The organism is uncultured Roseibium sp., assembly GCF_947499295.1.
GTDB lineage: Bacteria > Pseudomonadota > Alphaproteobacteria > Rhizobiales > Stappiaceae > Roseibium.
In genome coordinates this window covers 1-14,165 of the sequence record NZ_CANMNP010000001.1, presented here as the reverse complement: position 1 = coordinate 14,165, position 14,165 = coordinate 1, and the positions used below count along the sequence as shown (strand labels likewise).

Below are 14,165 nucleotides of genomic sequence, written 5' to 3'. Positions count from 1 at the left end.
AAAAACTCTGGATCTGGCAATCAGCCGCCAGTGACGCTCATATGCCGCGAAACAGCCGGCTGGTTGCGATCTCTGTCAATGACAAAGTCATGGCCTTTCGGTTTTCTGCCGATCGCTTCGTCAATGGCATCGTTCAGCAGTTCATTGCCTTCTGAAGCGCGCAAAGGCGCGCGCAGATCAGCCATGTCGTCCTGACCAAGGCACATGTATAACTGTCCGGTGCAGGTAACCCTGACGCGGTTGCAGCTTTCACAGAAATTGTGAGTCAGCGGAGTAATGAAGCCAAGTTTACCACCTGTTTCCTCGATGGTGACATAACGCGCAGGACCACCGGTCTTATAAGGAATGTCAGTGAGCGTGAAACGTTCGGCAAGTCGGGACCTGACTGTCGACAGCGGGAGATACTGGTCGGTGCGGTCGCCGTCGATTTCCCCCAGAGGCATTGTCTCAATGAGTGTCAGGTCGTGACCTTCGCCGTGACACCACTCCAGCATGGGTTCAATTTCGTGCTCATTTACATCCTTGAGCGCCACCATGTTGATCTTTGTCTTCAAGCCGGCCGCAGTTGCAGCCCGGACCCCGTCCAGAACTTTGTCGAGGTCACCCCATCTGGTCACGGTCTTGAATTTCTGAGGATCGAGCGTGTCGATTGAAACATTGATCCGCCGGACGCCACAGTCATAGAGTTCATTCGCGAAGCGCGATAACTGCGAACCGTTCGTCGTGATCGTCAGTTCCTCCAAAGCCCCACTATCAAGATGACGGCCAAGGTTTCTGATCAGGCTCATGATGTTTTTTCGCACCAGCGGCTCGCCGCCGGTCAGACGCAACTTGCGCACACCTTTTTCGATAAAGGCCGTGCAAAGACGATCCAGTTCTTCAAGGCTGAGCACTTCGCGCTTCGGAAGGAATGTCATGTCCTCGGCCATGCAATAGACACAGCGGAAATCACACCGGTCGGTCACAGAGACGCGCAGATAGGTAACGGCACGTCCAAACGGATCAATCATGGGACCTGATATCGGTGCTGCACCGGTATCCGGCTGAGCCGGAACCACAATCTTGCCATCTGTCACGAACGTTCTCCCTCGTATTTTGTTCCCGATCATATGGCGCGTAAGCGGGCAAGATCAATTCAAACCGGACTTTTCGTTTCCGGTTTGTCTTTGCAGGTAAACTTATCAGTGTATTTTTGTCAATCGACCCCTTTTGCCGATGTCACGCGCCAAAGGTCTCACGGGTCCCGATATGCGTCCATGAAGGATCTTATTTCAGCCAGGAGTGGAAGCATCTGTTCCACCTTCTGTTTTGGGAAAGCTGCCTGCAGTGCATCGATGTCCGGGTCGCTTGACTGGATCGCAGCCGCGCGAAATGTCCGCCCCGCATCCGTCAGCCAAACAGTTTTGCTGCGCCCGTCTTTCGGGTTTGGCCGCATTTCGACCAAGCCATGCTCAAGCAAGCCGGACAAAGTGTGCGTCATGGTTGTTTTGGGAACCTGAAAGGCCCTGGCCAGGGTCAGCGGCGTTTGTCCATCGCGTACCCTGATCAAATGATTGATGACGCTGAAATGGGGCAGAGTAAGCCCTTTCGGCAACCGGGCTTCCATGGCGGCTCGGCTGAGCTGGGCAATGATGCCAATCTCATTGAAAAATGTAAAATAGACGTGCCGTGTGTCGTTATCCATTCAATATCCGTGTTTCGAGCGGCCAGCGCGGCGTCCGTGGAATTGTCGGGCCGTAACCCAAACGTCCTAGCATCTGAACGGTTTCACCCGGATTGGCAAGTATGCGATGAGCTTCGGCATAGTGTGCGTTCATTTCCTCATATTCCTGAAGCGCTTGACTGACGGGGTGAAGAGCCAGTCCCAAGGCGGTCGTTTCAAGGTTCAGCCTCAGCCATCGGCGACCCGCTTCAATCTGGTCTGCGCGGCCATTTCCTTGAGTTGTTATCGCGATATAGGCTGGAGTTGCTGCAAGCATCTCCTGATAGATCTTCACGCCTTCCTGAAATCCGCTTGAGCCTGGATCAAGCTGGCCCTCACGGGTCAAAACGCCCGCAAGCATGAGACTTTCGAGGAACGGCCCGCCGAGATCAATGCCATCCGGGTTTGCGTTGATTTCCGATTTGCCGAAACGCATGAGATCAACACTCTCCTTGAGGGCGCGATACGTATTTGCTTCAGTGAGCCACGCGTCCCAGGTGAGTTTCTTCAGGGCCGCAACGGAGTCATCGTCCTGAATCACCTGTCCATAAGAAGCGAGTTTTTGCGCGATGTCTTTCGGAACCGGGGTAGCCTCAAATGGTTCCTTGCAGGAGCGCCGGTTCATTATGTGGTCTGAAAGCGGGTCGATGGAACCTCCGTCCCGCAATTGAACAAAGGCTATCGGCCCGTCCGGGCCATCCGGAAACAGCTCGATTTCGGCACTTCTATGCTGAAGCGTGGCTGCAACAGCCATCAACTCAATGAAGCAGCCAAGCCCGACGAATATCTGTCTCAGGAACGGATCTGTATGCGGCAAGGCCCGGGTCTTGTCTCTATGCAGAAGAAAGCTTGTGCCTTCTGTGAGTTCAACCAGCCAGGGTTGTCTGTTGTGCGGGTTTGGTGCCAGCAGCGCATAGGAGAGTGCGAACAAGCGCGGGTCTTCATAGCTTCCTGCGGCTTCCCAGGGAGAAAGAGCCTTCTCAGGGGTTCGTGTGGCAAGAAACGTTCCTGCCGACGCGGAAGCGGCAACAACAATACCTCCACCGATCAGAGCGAGCGTTCTTCGACGTGACAAGTGCATGATGATTTCTCCAGTAAGTACGATATCGTACTAAATAGTGCGAAATCGAACTAAAATCAATCGCTGAGAAATTCGATAAGAGAAAAGTTTTTGGAATGACTTGTAATAACACTAAAAGGTGTCATATAAATAACACCAAATGGTGTTATAAGGAGATTGGAATGAACATCGGAAAACTTGTTGGTGCAGCGGCAGTGTCGATCTCGGTTGCGAGCCTGACACTCTCGGCTCAAGCCGAGGACATTAAACTGGCGATTCAACCTGATCTCACATGGGAGACGACACCGGAGGGCGTCGCTTTTGCGGCACTTAAGGGCAATCGCTTTAGCGAAAGCTATATGGCGATGGTTCGGCTTCCGGCGGGACTTGTCAGCCCGGTTCACACCAAGAGCTCGGCCATGTTCGGCCTAATCGTTTCTGGAGAAATGGTGCATCTGTCCGAAGATGGGGTCGGTGGCAAGGAAGTCGTCCTGAAGCCGGGGGACTACTATGAGATCCCTGCGCACCTTCCGCACCTGAGCAAATGTGTGTCTGAAGCAGAATGTGTCACCTTCCTCTATCAAGATGGACCATTTGACTTTGTCCCGGTTGGGGAGGGGCAAAAATGAACTCCGGACCTCAAAGTGTTTTCCGGGCTCTGTCCGATCCGACGCGTCGCCAAATTCTTATTCATCTGGCCCAAGAGAACCTTGCCATTTCAGACATTGCAGCGCGTTTCGATATCACCAGGACCGCAATCAACAAACATCTGACCATTCTTGAGGAAGGCGGCCTTATTCAGACCGAAGTGATCGGACGGGAGCGGCGCAACCGGCTGTCGCCGGAGCCATTGCGATCGGCGTTCGAGTGGCTCGGATTTTTTGAGCAGTTCTGGGACAGCAAGCTTGCAGATTTGCAGCGTGAAATCGCCAAAGACATGCAGAATAGAAAGGAAACAGGAAAATGAATACGACAACCATCACAAAGACAATCTTTCTGGACGCGCCACGCGATATCGTTTGGTCGTTTTTGACCCAAAAAGACAAGCTCGCCCGCTGGTTTCATCCGGCCGAGGAAGACTTGAAGGAAGGCGCGGACTACACCTTGCTCGATCAGCACGGCGACATGTCACGTATCTGTTGGGGGCAGGTCCTAGAAATGCGTCCGCATGACAGCTTGGTCTACACATTCACCGTCAAACCGCTGAACGGTGCGATGACCACAGTGCGCTGGACACTTGAAGATGCAGCAGGTGGAACGCGTCTGACGCTTGCGCATGAAGGGATTGAGCAAGCAGCAGGAGAGGCGGCCTTCATGATGTTAAGCGCACTTGACGCAGGTTGGGACCAGCACTTTGGACGCTTGCGTCAAGAGGCGAAGGCTCTCGTCGAAGCCTGACTTGGCCCGGTTTCTGCCAACAGCCGGTCCAATTGGGCCGGCTGTTGCGTTGATCTGTTCGGAACCTTTTGCGTATGTCTCATCAAGAACACCTCAGAGGCATCATGACAACACTCGTTTGGTTCCGCCAAGATCTGCGAACACAAGACAATCCCGCACTATTCGAAGCAGCACGGAAAGGGGCGGTGCTTCCGGTTTTCATTCTTGAATCGCCGGCGCAATCCGGCGAAACGCACCCAATGGGTGGGGCCAGTCACTGGTGGCTGCATCACAGTCTTGCAAGGTTGAAAGCATCATTGCCGGGACTGGTGTTTCTGCGCGGCGATGCCCGGCATCTCATTCCGCATCTGGTATCCGAACATCAGCTGAATGCCGTCTATTGGAACCGCTGTTACGAGCCACACGCCATTGAAAGAGACACTGACATCAAGGCGGGTCTGAAAGATGCCGGCATTGAGACCAGGAGTTTCAAGGCCTCCTTGTTGTTCGAGCCATGGGAACTCGAAACCAAGTCGGGCGGGCCTTTCAAGGTTTATTCGCCTTTCTGGAAATCGGCACAGCAAAAGCCAATTGGATTGCCCTTGGCTGCACCAAAAAACGTTCAATTCGTGAAAACCGATGCAGGTGAGGACCTGGAGAGTTTTGGACTGTTGCCGCAAAAGCCCGACTGGGCATCTGGGTGGGGAAACATCTGGCAACCGGGCGAAGAGGGCGCAAGGAGGCGTTTGACAGAGTTTCTTGATGAAGGCCTTCAAGGTTATGGCGGTTTGCGCAATCGGCCTGACCTGCCCAATGTATCGCGCTTGTCACCTGCATTGCATTTCGGTGAGATCTCTCCCCGGACAATCTGGCATGAAACGCAAAAACACATGACTTCAGAAGAGTCCGCCACGTCAGACGGGTTGAAATTTCTATCCGAGATTGCCTGGCGGGAGTTTGCCTATCATCAGCTCTATCACTTCCCGCACTTGCCTACCGACAACTGGAAACCGGCATTCGACGCCTATCCCTGGCGTGAGGCTCCAGGTGATCTGAAGAGATGGCAAAAGGGCCAGACAGGTTATCCGATCGTCGATGCAGGGATGCGCGAACTCTGGCAAACCGGTTACATGCACAATCGCGTGCGGATGATTGTCGCAAGCTTCCTGATAAAGCACTTGCGAATTCATTGGAAACACGGCGAAGCCTGGTTCCGCGACACGTTGCTGGATGCCGATCTTGCGAACAATTCGGCCAGCTGGCAATGGGTCGCCGGTTCCGGTGCCGACGCAGCGCCGTATTTTCGAATATTCAATCCGATTACTCAGGGCGAGAAGTTCGATCCGGAAGGCCATTACACCAGGCGGTGGGTGCCGGAACTTGCAAACCTGGCAACGCAACACTTGTTTGCGCCCTTTGCTGCACCGACGGAAGCTTTGCAGCAGGCAGGCATTGAATTGGGAAAGATCTATCCGAAGCCGATTGTCGATCATAGCCAGGCAAGGCAGGCAGCGCTCGCCGGTTACAACGCCGTCAAAGAGGCGGGACAAAACGCGGCTTGACGGTAGAGGCCTGGGCGCTATCGTCCGCCTCAACCTGCTGAAATGATTTCCGATCAAGGATCCGACCATGACCGATGACACTGCTCCCTGGCCGACGGAACTGCGCGTTTCCAAGGACAGAAAAGTGCTGACAGTTGCCTTCAATACCGGCGATCGGCACGAATTGTCCGCCGAGTATCTTCGGGTTTGTTCCCCCTCGGCTGAGGTGAAAGGACACACCCCCTCGCAGAAGCAAACGGTTCCAGGCAAACGAAACGTTGAAATCATCAAAATCGAGCCGGTTGGCAACTATGCCGTCCGCATTCATTTCGACGACATGCACAGTTCCGGTATCTACACCTGGACCTATTTCATGGACCTTGGAACACGACGCGATGTTCATTGGGCCGGCTATTTGAAGGAACTGGAGGACAAAGGGCTCGGACGGGATCGATAAGCCTTCAAGATCATTCTGACCCTCTAGGCAGCGAGGGTGCGAATCTGGTATCCAAAAGACGGTGCTGCCCGCGCCATCCCCCTCCGAACGGAGCAGCAGCTGACCTGCAGGGCTGAATGGTCTTGAACCGCTTGTCACGTGCGCGCACAAGGAGGGACTGCGGCTTTTGCACGTTGCCGAGAGGTCGCATATGAGACTTAAAGCACCCATCTATCGACTGAAGCGACAAGCTAGAGTGCTGTCGCGCGAGTCGGGAATACCTCTTCACAAAGCGCTCGATGAGATCGCGACCACAATGGGGTACAGGTCCTGGAGCCAGCTTGCCAAGATTGAGCGCTCATACGACCGGCCGGCCGCAAGAATACTCTCCACTTTGAAACCTGGCGCACTTGTGACCCTGTCGGCGCGCCCGGGTCACGGGAAGACAGTGCTTGGCCTGGAGATCTTAAAAGAGGCGGCATCAAGCGGTCGATCTGCAGGTTTTGTTTCTTCCGAGTTTTCGCTTCGCGACGTCCGGAACAAAGTGCCGGGCTGTGAAATTGAAACCTCAAAAACGGATGAGCAACTGAAGCTTCATTTGTCGGACCGCATTGCCGCAAGTTATGTCGTCAAACAGTATTCGAACGCCGCTGCCGGGGCTGTGGTGGTCATCGATTTTCTGCAGGTTATGGATCAGCATCGCAGCGATCCACCGATAGGCGAACAAGTCCGGCAATTGAAGCAATTTGCATCAGACAAGCAAATGAGCATTGTCTTTCTGTCGCAAATTCATCGCTCGTTTAACCCTGAAGAACGGTCTGTGCCTAACTTTCGGGACATGCGAAAAACCAATCCGCTCGACTTGGGTCTGTTCGATGTGGGGTTTTTCCTGCATGAGGGCGTGTTGCAGGCGCAGTCTGTCAGTGAAAGACCAGTCCGGTAAACTAGCAGCCGAACGGGTTCTATTTGGCTCGCTATCCGATGGTGAAATCAAAAAAAGCCGGGCACGTCGGCCCGGCTTTTCAAACGTATCGTCTAAACGGTCAGCGCTTGACGATAATCTTGGCACCAACCTGTACATTTTTGTAGAGGTGAATGACGTCTTCATTGGCAAGCCGAATGCAGCCGGAGGATACTGCTGATCCGATCGTCCATGGCTCAGTCGTACCGTGGATGCGATAAAGCGTAGAGCCAATGTAGAGCGCGCGTGCACCCATCGGATTGTTCGGGCCGCCCGGCATGTAAGTCGGCAGGATGCGGCCTTTACGGCGCTCGCGTGCACGCATCTGTGCAGGCGGTGTCCAGCTCGGCCACTCTGCCTTACGGGTGACGCGGTGTGTGCCCGCCCACTGGAAACCATCTTTGCCGACACCAACGCCGTATTTCATCGCCTTGCCATTTGGCAGAACGTGATAGAGACGACGCTCGGACGTATCGATGACAATGGTACCTGGCGAATAGGGACCGTCGTAGCTAACACGCTTGCGCTTCACAGGCGATTTGCCACCGGGATGATATTTCGGTGTCACCCAGGTGTTTGTGCTGTGATCGAAGTATCCAAAACGCGGTGCGGCCTGTGCGGTGAGTGCAAAGACCCCCGCCATAAGCGCCACCATAACGAAGTAAAATCTGTTCATTCTAATTCCCCCATCAGCGCTCGCTCCACCTTAGGAGCGCTTCATGTCGAAGGTTACGTTAGGAAAAGGTCCTTGCCGCACTATTAACAATCATGACCTAAAAAGGGCGAAAATGGAATCTCACGTTGATGTGAGGTGCCCTTGCCGTGATCAATTGTGCTGAAATTGCAACTCGTCTTCCGGATTTGGCGGTGTGTCACGGTTCAAAAATCGCGTCAAGGTTGTTTATTGTGTCTTTTCAAGAACAAGACGCCGGTGATTTTTAATTAAGTCGATTGACGAACAAGAGTCGAATGCCTGTTTCGCTGCCCCGAATTTTCAGGTCGATTCGATCTTCACCCACTTTTGAGTAGCCTTGCCCGGTGCCGGATGACGCCACTGAGCGGCCAAGGTTCGACTGCTCTGCGTGTGAAGTCGTGGTCGGAAGCTGGCTGCAGGGCAGCGATTGCTGCCCCAGCGCCAATCGTCAACTCAGGTTGAGCTCCTTGAAGAAGTCGTTGCCCTTGTCATCGACCACGATGAAGGCAGGGAAGTCCTCGACTTCAATCTTCCAGACAGCTTCCATTCCGAGCTCTTCGAATTCGACGACCTCAACTTTTTTGATGCAATCCTGCGCCAGTCGAGCAGCCGGTCCTCCAATTGAACCGAGATAGAACCCTCCATGGGCTTGGCAGGCCCGGCGAACCTGAGCCGAGCGATTGCCTTTTGCCAGCATAACCATAGAACCGCCTGCCGCCTGGAATTGATCGACATAGGCATCCATCCGTCCCGCGGTTGTTGGGCCAAAGGAGCCCGACGGCATGCCTTCCGGCGTTTTGGCAGGACCTGCATAATAGATCGGGTGGTTCTTGAAATAGTCCGGCAACGGTTCGCCGCTTTCCAGGCAATCGCGCAGCTTGGAATGTGCCAGGTCACGCGCAACGATCAGCGGCCCTGAAAGGGACAGCCGGGTTTTAATCGGATGCCTGGAGAGTTCACCAAGAATTTCGGACATTGGCCGAGTCAGATCGATCTTGACCACGTGATCCGACAAGTTGTCATCCGTGACTTCAGGCAAATATTTTTCAGGATGCATCTCAAGCTGCTCCAGAAAAATACCATCCTTGGTGATTTTTCCGACAGCCTGCCGGTCCGCCGAACAGGAAACGGCGAGGCCGATCGGCAATGAGGCTCCGTGCCTGGGCAGCCGGATAACACGCACATCATGGCAGAAGTATTTTCCGCCGAACTGAGCGCCGACACCGGTGGCCTGGGTCAGTTTGTGGATTTCGTCTTCCATTTCGAGGTCGCGGAAGGCGTGACCGAGATCAGAGCCCTGTGTTGGCAAGCCGTCCAGATACCGCGCGGATGCATATTTGGCCGTCTTGAGGTTCATCTCTGCCGACGTGCCACCGATGACAATTGCAAGGTGATAGGGAGGGCAGGCCGCCGTGCCGAGCGTCAGGATCTTTTCCTTCAGGAATTCGATCATGCGGTCGTGGGTCAAAAGAGACGGAGTGCCTTGAAAAAGGAAGGTCTTGTTGGCTGAGCCACCGCCCTTTGCCATGAACAGGAATTTGTACGCATCTTCGCCATCGGCATAGAGCTCGATCTGCGCCGGCATGTTGTTCTTGGTATTTTTTTCCTCGAACATAGAGATCGGCGCCAACTGCGAATAACGCAGGTTTTTCTTGTAATAGGCGTCGCGGGCGCCTTCGCCGAGCGCGGATTCGTCGGATCCGTTCGTCCAAACGCGTCTGCCCTTCTTGCCCATCACTATGGCAGTGCCTGTGTCCTGGCACATGGGCAGGACGCCGTGGGAGGAAATGTTGGCATTTTTCAATAGGTCGAACGCAACGAACTTGTCGTTCTCAGTTGCTTCAGGGTCGTCCAATATTCTACGCAGTTGTTCCAGGTGACCTGGACGCAGATAGTGGTTGATATCCTTGAATGCCTCTTCAGCCAGCAGCCTCATCCCTTCCGCCTCGACAACCAGAACCTCTTCGCCATTGAATTCTGCTGTCTTGACATGGTCCGAAGTGAGCTTGCGATAGGGGGTCTTGTCTTCTCCTTGAGGGAAAAGTGCGCTGTGCTGGTAGTCGGGAGGGGTGACGGGAGCGTTCATAGGACGGTTTCCTGATCTGGCTGCTACTGCGGTCTTGCTCAACCGGAAGCGCTGGAACTAAAGTCGCCCTGTCTTACGGCAAAAAGGCCGCGCACGCCAAGTGCTGCGGCCTTCCCAATTCGTCTGAAGTTTCGGTTTCGTGCCCTACCGGGCTGCAGTCAGATCAAGCGTAACGGATACAATGTCGCCAACGGTGTCGGTTCCAACCCCAGCACCAAGCGCGTAGGAAAGTCGATTGACTGTCGCTGTCCCTGTTGCCCTGGCAGTGTCTCCATTGATCTCAAGCGTGAAATCCAGTTCAACGGGGTGTTCCATATCTTTGATCGTCAAGGTCCCGTCAGCCCGGTAGCTATTGCCCTCGACAAGCGTCACCGCAGTCGACTGGAATGTCGCTGCCGGAAAGGCGCTTACGTCAAACCAGTCCTGGTTGGGCAGGGTGCCGTCGAACTGGGCATTGCCGGTGGTTGCAGTGGCCGGATTGATCTCTGCCGAAATTTTAGCGGCTTCCGGTGCTGCGGGGTCGAAATCAATACTGGCTTTCCAGATGCCAAAGAGGCCGGTCAATTTGCCGCTTCCCTGTTGGACTTCAAATCCCAGTTTGCTATTTTCCTGATCGACCGTCCAAGTGTCAGCAAGACCGGGTGAAACAAGGCCAAGCGAAACAACAGCACCAAGTGACAAAATCATATTTTTCAGTTGCATAAAGATAAGTCCTAAAGCTGTTTCTCTGAATTCGCGGAGGCTGTCGAAACCATCCTTTTCAACGTGTCGTCTCTGGCGATGAAATGGTGTTTCAATGCTGCTGCGACATGGACGACAATCAATGCAATCAGCAGGAAAGCTCCATATTCGTGCAGTACCTTGAAGAAGGTTTCAGCGTCCTCCTGACTGCCAAGCGCGGCAGGAACCGGTAGATGCGGAATTGGCAGGACGTTGAAGGCGATTGTCGGAATGTTCCAGGGCGACGCCGACACCATGAACCAGCCCGTGATCGGCATGGCAAAGATGAGTACGTAGAGCCCGACATGGCCAAGGTTTGCCGCGACTTTTTCAAGCGGGTGCATTCCCTCTGGCAATTTCGGAGTGGGATTGAACAACCGCCACACAAGCCGCATTGCAGCGAGAGCCAATACAACGAACCCTATGGACTTGTGCAACTGGTAGAGCTGAAACGTCGACTGCTCGGTTTGCGGCAATCCATCCAGGTAAAGGCCGAATGCGAGCATGCCCAGGATCAGGAGCGCCATTGTCCAGTGAAAGAAGATGGCAATGAGACCGTACCCGGTGGAGGAATTGCGCAGCATGAGTGGCTCCAGTGAAGCTGAGACCGGCATTTACCAGTCTCAGCCGAGGGATATTAGTTCGTTGCTTCGGCCTTAAGCACTTCAGCGTGGAACGTCACCGTGATGTCATCACCCACATAAGGCACGAACTTGTCCATGCCAAAGTCGGAGCGCTTGACAACCGTCGAGACGGCAAAACCGGCCGCTGCTTTCTTTGCCATTGGATGTTCCCCGATCGAAGTTACGTCAACAGTCAGCGTGACTGGTTTCGTGATGCCTCGGACGGTCAGATCACCTGTGACGGCCAGTTGTTTTTCGCCGGTCTGCTCGACGTTGGTGCTTTTGAAAGTAGCTTCCGGAAATTTTTCTGCGTCGAAGAAATCGGCACTCTTCAGGTGTGTATCGCGGTCAGCCCAGAACGTGTCCATGCTGGCAATATCGATGGTGAATTCGATGGATGAATTTGCCGGCGTTTCCTTGTCGATCAACAGAACGCCATTCCAGGACCCGAAACGGCCTTCGGTCGTGGAATACCCGAGGTGGTCGTAGGAGAAAGTGAGGTTCGCGTGGGATTTATCAAAGTCATAGGCGACAGGCTCGGCGACGGCGGTGCCGGCCAGAAGGGACAAAGCAAACGCAGACGCAGCAAAACGGATCATGTTCAAACCTCTTGAATGGTGTTTCCTTGAGCGTTCGGCTGTGAACGCTTAGGGGTTGAGATAGTCATTGCTGCGCTGCATGCAATTTGACTGACCGTTCGAGCTGAATGAACAATTCGTTATCCCTTGGGTCTCAGAAGCAATGCACGGAGGTAAAGGGGATTGGCTGTTTCCTTTTGCAAGCGAACGATTGACAATCGTGCCAGCTCGAATCGAGGGCTCCTTGTGGAGTTGATTGCAGAGAAAGGTTGTTGCAATCCAGAATAGATTTGGTGGATTAGCTATTGAAAACAAAAGAAGACTTGATCTGTCATCAATTCATCAAGGAATTCAGGCACCTCTTTGACGGTCGTCACAAGCGGACGGCGGCAATAACCGGCAAGTTCCAGATCCATGATCCGAGAGCGCAGGAGAACTAGACATGAAACGAGCAGTCATTGTGTCCCATAGAGGCGCTTGTTTGGTGGCTCCGGAGAACACTTTCGCGTCTCTGGAAAAGGCCATCGATCTCGGAGCGGACGTTGTCGAATTCGATGTTCGTCCCTCTAGCGATGGTATTTTTTATGTGATGCACGATGCGACCGTTGACCGGACGACGAACGGCAGTGGCCGCTTTGCTGAAATGACGTCTGCCGAAATTGATCAGCTTGATGCAGGCAGTTGGTTCGGTTCCGAATTCGCGGGAGAACGGGTTCCGCGATTGGACGCTTTTCTTGATGCTTGTAAGGGGCGCATTGGGACTTACGTGGAAATCAAGGAAGGTGATCCTGCAGAAGTGCGAGACATGCTGGCTGCACGCGGCATGCTTGAGCACGCATGGACCTTTTCCTTCGATCAATCGATCCTGGCTGAGGCTCGTGCCAAGGTGCCGGACCTCAGGCGCATGGTTCTCTTTGGGCACGTCGGATCTGTTGAGCGCGCTGTTGCCCAGGGCGCATCCATTCTTGAGTTTCACGAAGATTGCCTGATCGCAGACTCTGTCGAGGAAGCGCGGGAAGCAGGTCTTACGACCCAAATGTTCTATGCGGGTCAGGATCGATCCGTATTCGAGCAGGCCGTCCGCCTCGGTATTGAACAGATGAATATCGATCACATAGAGATTTTTCGCGAAGTTCAAAAGTGTATTTTGGAGTAAACGTGAATTATACTTATTTCCGTGTTGGGTATGATATTATTTTTTCAAAAATATTTGGTAAATATAAATATAATGAGAGTGATGGAATTTTAAGAATGATTGAATAGTGTTTTTGTATTTAGAATATTACCAGTTTTCATTCAAATGCTATTAATTTTCTTATGACACGATGGCGCGCAATATCACTTTGAACGTGTGAGCACCGAGCCATGTTGACGGAAAAATTTGAAGAGCTGCCTCAGCGAGAATCATTCACTGCTGTATTAGAAGCCCAAATTTGTGCAACTCCACATTCAAGAGCAATCGAGTTCCTATCCCAAGCAATTCTGATCTTGTGTCTGGCTTTTTTTGGGTCAGGAACAGCGCGTGCGGCAAGCCAAGATAAGCAGACACAAGACTGGCATTGGCAGATTGAGCGTGTCGTTGGAAAGGTAACGGTCGAAACGCATGATGGTGATGTTTTTAATGCCAAAAAAGGCATGCTTGTTCGCAAGGGCTGGAAAGTAACGACAGGAAAAGGACGGGTGTTGATCGCAAGGGGGGGAGAGAAAATCACCGTCATGCCTGGATCATTGGTGAAGTTGGAGCCAAAGGGTTTCCTGATCAAACGGACGGTTGTTTACCAAGACCGTGGTCGAATAGACGTGGATGTGAGCCGCCGCTGGTACCGGCATTTCAAGGTCGAGACGCCTTTTTTGGCCGCCGTTGTTAAGGGTACGAAATTTAGCGTTCGTGTTTCCCAAAGTAGCGCATCTGTCAATGTTGGGCGGGGTCTGGTCAATGTTCATGACTTTGCGTCCGGTGAAAAAGCCAACGTCGGATCAGGTCAGTCAGCAAAAACCAACCCAACGAGACGTGTGGGTCTTTCCGTAAGTGGAAGAACGAAACCTCAAATTGAATCGGGGCCCAAGCGAGCACCAGCATTTGAAACACGCATTGTAAAAAACGTACCTGCAAATCAGGAAGCCGCACGCGAGGCAAATGGCAACTCCGGTGGGAACGGCAACTCTGGTGGCAACAGCAACGGCAACTCCGGTGGGAACGGTAACTCCGGTGGGAACGGCAACTCTGGTGGCAACAGCAACGGTAACTCCGGTGGGAACGGAAACTCCGGCGGCAACAGCAACGGCAACTCCGGTGGGAACGGCAACTCCGGTGGCAACAGCAACGGTAACTCCGGTGGGAACGGAAACTCCGGCGGCAACAGCAACGGCAACTCCGGTGGGAACGG

Annotated in this window: 16 protein-coding genes; 8 read left to right on the top strand and 8 right to left on the bottom strand. The window is 53.4% G+C overall.

The genetic code is table 11. The annotated features are described in order from the left end of the window. Positions 1-20 precede the first annotated feature (20 nt). The 3 genes from moaA to Q0835_RS00070 form a co-directional block, all read right to left on the bottom strand. The gene (gene moaA, locus Q0835_RS00080; RefSeq protein WP_298958575.1) at positions 21-1,010 is read right to left on the bottom strand and encodes a GTP 3',8-cyclase MoaA; all 990 of its coding nucleotides are present in this window, start codon (positions 1,008-1,010) and stop codon (positions 21-23) included. Between the two features lie 224 nt (positions 1,011-1,234). After that, complete coding sequence (locus Q0835_RS00075) at positions 1,235-1,684, bottom strand: MarR family winged helix-turn-helix transcriptional regulator (RefSeq protein ID WP_298957661.1); 450 nt, start codon at positions 1,682-1,684, stop codon at positions 1,235-1,237. Next, positions 1,677-2,783, bottom strand: a complete 1,107-nt coding sequence (locus tag Q0835_RS00070; RefSeq protein WP_298957659.1) for a twin-arginine translocation pathway signal protein — start codon at positions 2,781-2,783, stop codon at positions 1,677-1,679. Before Q0835_RS00070 ends, Q0835_RS00075 begins: the two co-directional genes overlap by 8 nt. Before the next feature lie 161 nt (positions 2,784-2,944). On the opposite strand from Q0835_RS00070, the gene Q0835_RS00065 reads away from it, so the two are divergent. The 6 genes from Q0835_RS00065 to Q0835_RS00040 all read left to right on the top strand — a co-directional run bounded on the left by Q0835_RS00065 (position 2,945) and on the right by Q0835_RS00040 (position 7,059). Then, the gene (locus tag Q0835_RS00065) at positions 2,945-3,391 is read left to right on the top strand and encodes a cupin domain-containing protein (RefSeq protein ID WP_298814089.1); all 447 of its coding nucleotides are present in this window, start codon (positions 2,945-2,947) and stop codon (positions 3,389-3,391) included. Next, positions 3,388-3,729, top strand: coding sequence for a metalloregulator ArsR/SmtB family transcription factor (locus Q0835_RS00060; protein WP_298814087.1), 342 nt, complete (start codon positions 3,388-3,390; stop codon positions 3,727-3,729). Before Q0835_RS00065 ends, Q0835_RS00060 begins: the two co-directional genes overlap by 4 nt. Next, complete coding sequence (locus Q0835_RS00055; RefSeq protein WP_298814085.1) at positions 3,726-4,160, top strand: SRPBCC domain-containing protein; 435 nt, start codon at positions 3,726-3,728, stop codon at positions 4,158-4,160. Before Q0835_RS00060 ends, Q0835_RS00055 begins: the two co-directional genes overlap by 4 nt. Positions 4,161-4,264: 104 nt before the next feature. Next, positions 4,265-5,701: a deoxyribodipyrimidine photo-lyase gene (locus Q0835_RS00050; RefSeq protein WP_298957657.1), complete on the top strand. Its 1,437-nt coding sequence runs from the start codon at positions 4,265-4,267 to the stop codon at positions 5,699-5,701. 67 nt (positions 5,702-5,768) lie between these two features. Beyond that, positions 5,769-6,137 (top strand): DUF971 domain-containing protein, encoded by a 369-nt coding sequence (locus Q0835_RS00045; RefSeq protein WP_298957655.1) that lies wholly within the window; start codon positions 5,769-5,771, stop codon positions 6,135-6,137. 190 nt (positions 6,138-6,327) lie between these two features. Beyond that, on the top strand, positions 6,328-7,059 hold the full coding sequence (locus tag Q0835_RS00040) for a DNA helicase (RefSeq protein WP_298957654.1): 732 nt from the start codon (positions 6,328-6,330) through the stop codon (positions 7,057-7,059). Between the two features lie 100 nt (positions 7,060-7,159). On the opposite strand, the gene Q0835_RS00035 is transcribed toward Q0835_RS00040, so the two are convergent. The 5 genes from Q0835_RS00035 to Q0835_RS00015 form a co-directional block, all read right to left on the bottom strand. After that, the gene (locus Q0835_RS00035) at positions 7,160-7,753 is read right to left on the bottom strand and encodes a L,D-transpeptidase (RefSeq protein WP_298814077.1); all 594 of its coding nucleotides are present in this window, start codon (positions 7,751-7,753) and stop codon (positions 7,160-7,162) included. Between the two features lie 466 nt (positions 7,754-8,219). Then, positions 8,220-9,857, bottom strand: a complete 1,638-nt coding sequence (locus Q0835_RS00030; protein WP_298957652.1) for a fumarate hydratase — start codon at positions 9,855-9,857, stop codon at positions 8,220-8,222. 144 nt (positions 9,858-10,001) lie between these two features. Then, positions 10,002-10,559 carry a YceI family protein gene (locus Q0835_RS00025; RefSeq protein WP_298957650.1) on the bottom strand — a complete coding sequence of 186 codons (558 nt, stop codon included), beginning with the start codon at positions 10,557-10,559 and terminating at the stop codon, positions 10,002-10,004. Between the two features lie 11 nt (positions 10,560-10,570). Then, positions 10,571-11,161: a cytochrome b gene (locus Q0835_RS00020; protein ID WP_298957648.1), complete on the bottom strand. Its 591-nt coding sequence runs from the start codon at positions 11,159-11,161 to the stop codon at positions 10,571-10,573. Between the two features lie 53 nt (positions 11,162-11,214). Next, on the bottom strand, positions 11,215-11,799 hold the full coding sequence (locus Q0835_RS00015; RefSeq protein WP_298957646.1) for a YceI family protein: 585 nt from the start codon (positions 11,797-11,799) through the stop codon (positions 11,215-11,217). Between the two features lie 421 nt (positions 11,800-12,220). On the opposite strand from Q0835_RS00015, the gene Q0835_RS00010 reads away from it, so the two are divergent. Together Q0835_RS00010 and Q0835_RS00005 are read left to right on the top strand one after the other, a co-directional pair. Further along, on the top strand, positions 12,221-12,934 hold the full coding sequence (locus Q0835_RS00010) for a glycerophosphodiester phosphodiesterase family protein (RefSeq protein WP_298957644.1): 714 nt from the start codon (positions 12,221-12,223) through the stop codon (positions 12,932-12,934). A 332-nt stretch (positions 12,935-13,266) separates the two neighbouring features. Beyond that, positions 13,267-14,165 (top strand): FecR family protein (locus Q0835_RS00005; RefSeq protein WP_298957642.1); only part of this gene is annotated, 899 nt, incomplete at its 3' end.

What these genes read in the sequence shown, in the direction of transcription:
- Q0835_RS00050 (WP_298957657.1), top strand. Translation starts at nt 4,265, where the DNA reads ATGACAACACTCGTTTGGTTCCGCCAAGATCTGCGAACACAAGACAAT.
- Q0835_RS00040 (WP_298957654.1), top strand. Translation starts at nt 6,328, where the DNA reads ATGAGACTTAAAGCACCCATCTATCGACTGAAGCGACAAGCTAGAGTG.
- Q0835_RS00030 (WP_298957652.1), bottom strand. Translation starts at nt 9,857, where the DNA reads ATGAACGCTCCCGTCACCCCTCCCGACTACCAGCACAGCGCACTTTTC.
- Q0835_RS00055 (WP_298814085.1), top strand. Translation starts at nt 3,726, where the DNA reads ATGAATACGACAACCATCACAAAGACAATCTTTCTGGACGCGCCACGC.
- Q0835_RS00045 (WP_298957655.1), top strand. Translation starts at nt 5,769, where the DNA reads ATGACCGATGACACTGCTCCCTGGCCGACGGAACTGCGCGTTTCCAAG.
- Q0835_RS00070 (WP_298957659.1), bottom strand. Translation starts at nt 2,783, where the DNA reads ATGCACTTGTCACGTCGAAGAACGCTCGCTCTGATCGGTGGAGGTATT.
- Q0835_RS00025 (WP_298957650.1), bottom strand. Translation starts at nt 10,559, where the DNA reads ATGCAACTGAAAAATATGATTTTGTCACTTGGTGCTGTTGTTTCGCTT.
- Q0835_RS00065 (WP_298814089.1), top strand. Translation starts at nt 2,945, where the DNA reads ATGAACATCGGAAAACTTGTTGGTGCAGCGGCAGTGTCGATCTCGGTT.
- Q0835_RS00015 (WP_298957646.1), bottom strand. Translation starts at nt 11,799, where the DNA reads ATGATCCGTTTTGCTGCGTCTGCGTTTGCTTTGTCCCTTCTGGCCGGC.
- Q0835_RS00075 (WP_298957661.1), bottom strand. Translation starts at nt 1,684, where the DNA reads ATGGATAACGACACACGGCACGTCTATTTTACATTTTTCAATGAGATT.
- Q0835_RS00010 (WP_298957644.1), top strand. Translation starts at nt 12,221, where the DNA reads ATGAAACGAGCAGTCATTGTGTCCCATAGAGGCGCTTGTTTGGTGGCT.
- moaA (WP_298958575.1), bottom strand. Translation starts at nt 1,010, where the DNA reads ATGATTGATCCGTTTGGACGTGCCGTTACCTATCTGCGCGTCTCTGTG.
- Q0835_RS00035 (WP_298814077.1), bottom strand. Translation starts at nt 7,753, where the DNA reads ATGAACAGATTTTACTTCGTTATGGTGGCGCTTATGGCGGGGGTCTTT.
- Q0835_RS00020 (WP_298957648.1), bottom strand. Translation starts at nt 11,161, where the DNA reads ATGCTGCGCAATTCCTCCACCGGGTACGGTCTCATTGCCATCTTCTTT.
- Q0835_RS00060 (WP_298814087.1), top strand. Translation starts at nt 3,388, where the DNA reads ATGAACTCCGGACCTCAAAGTGTTTTCCGGGCTCTGTCCGATCCGACG.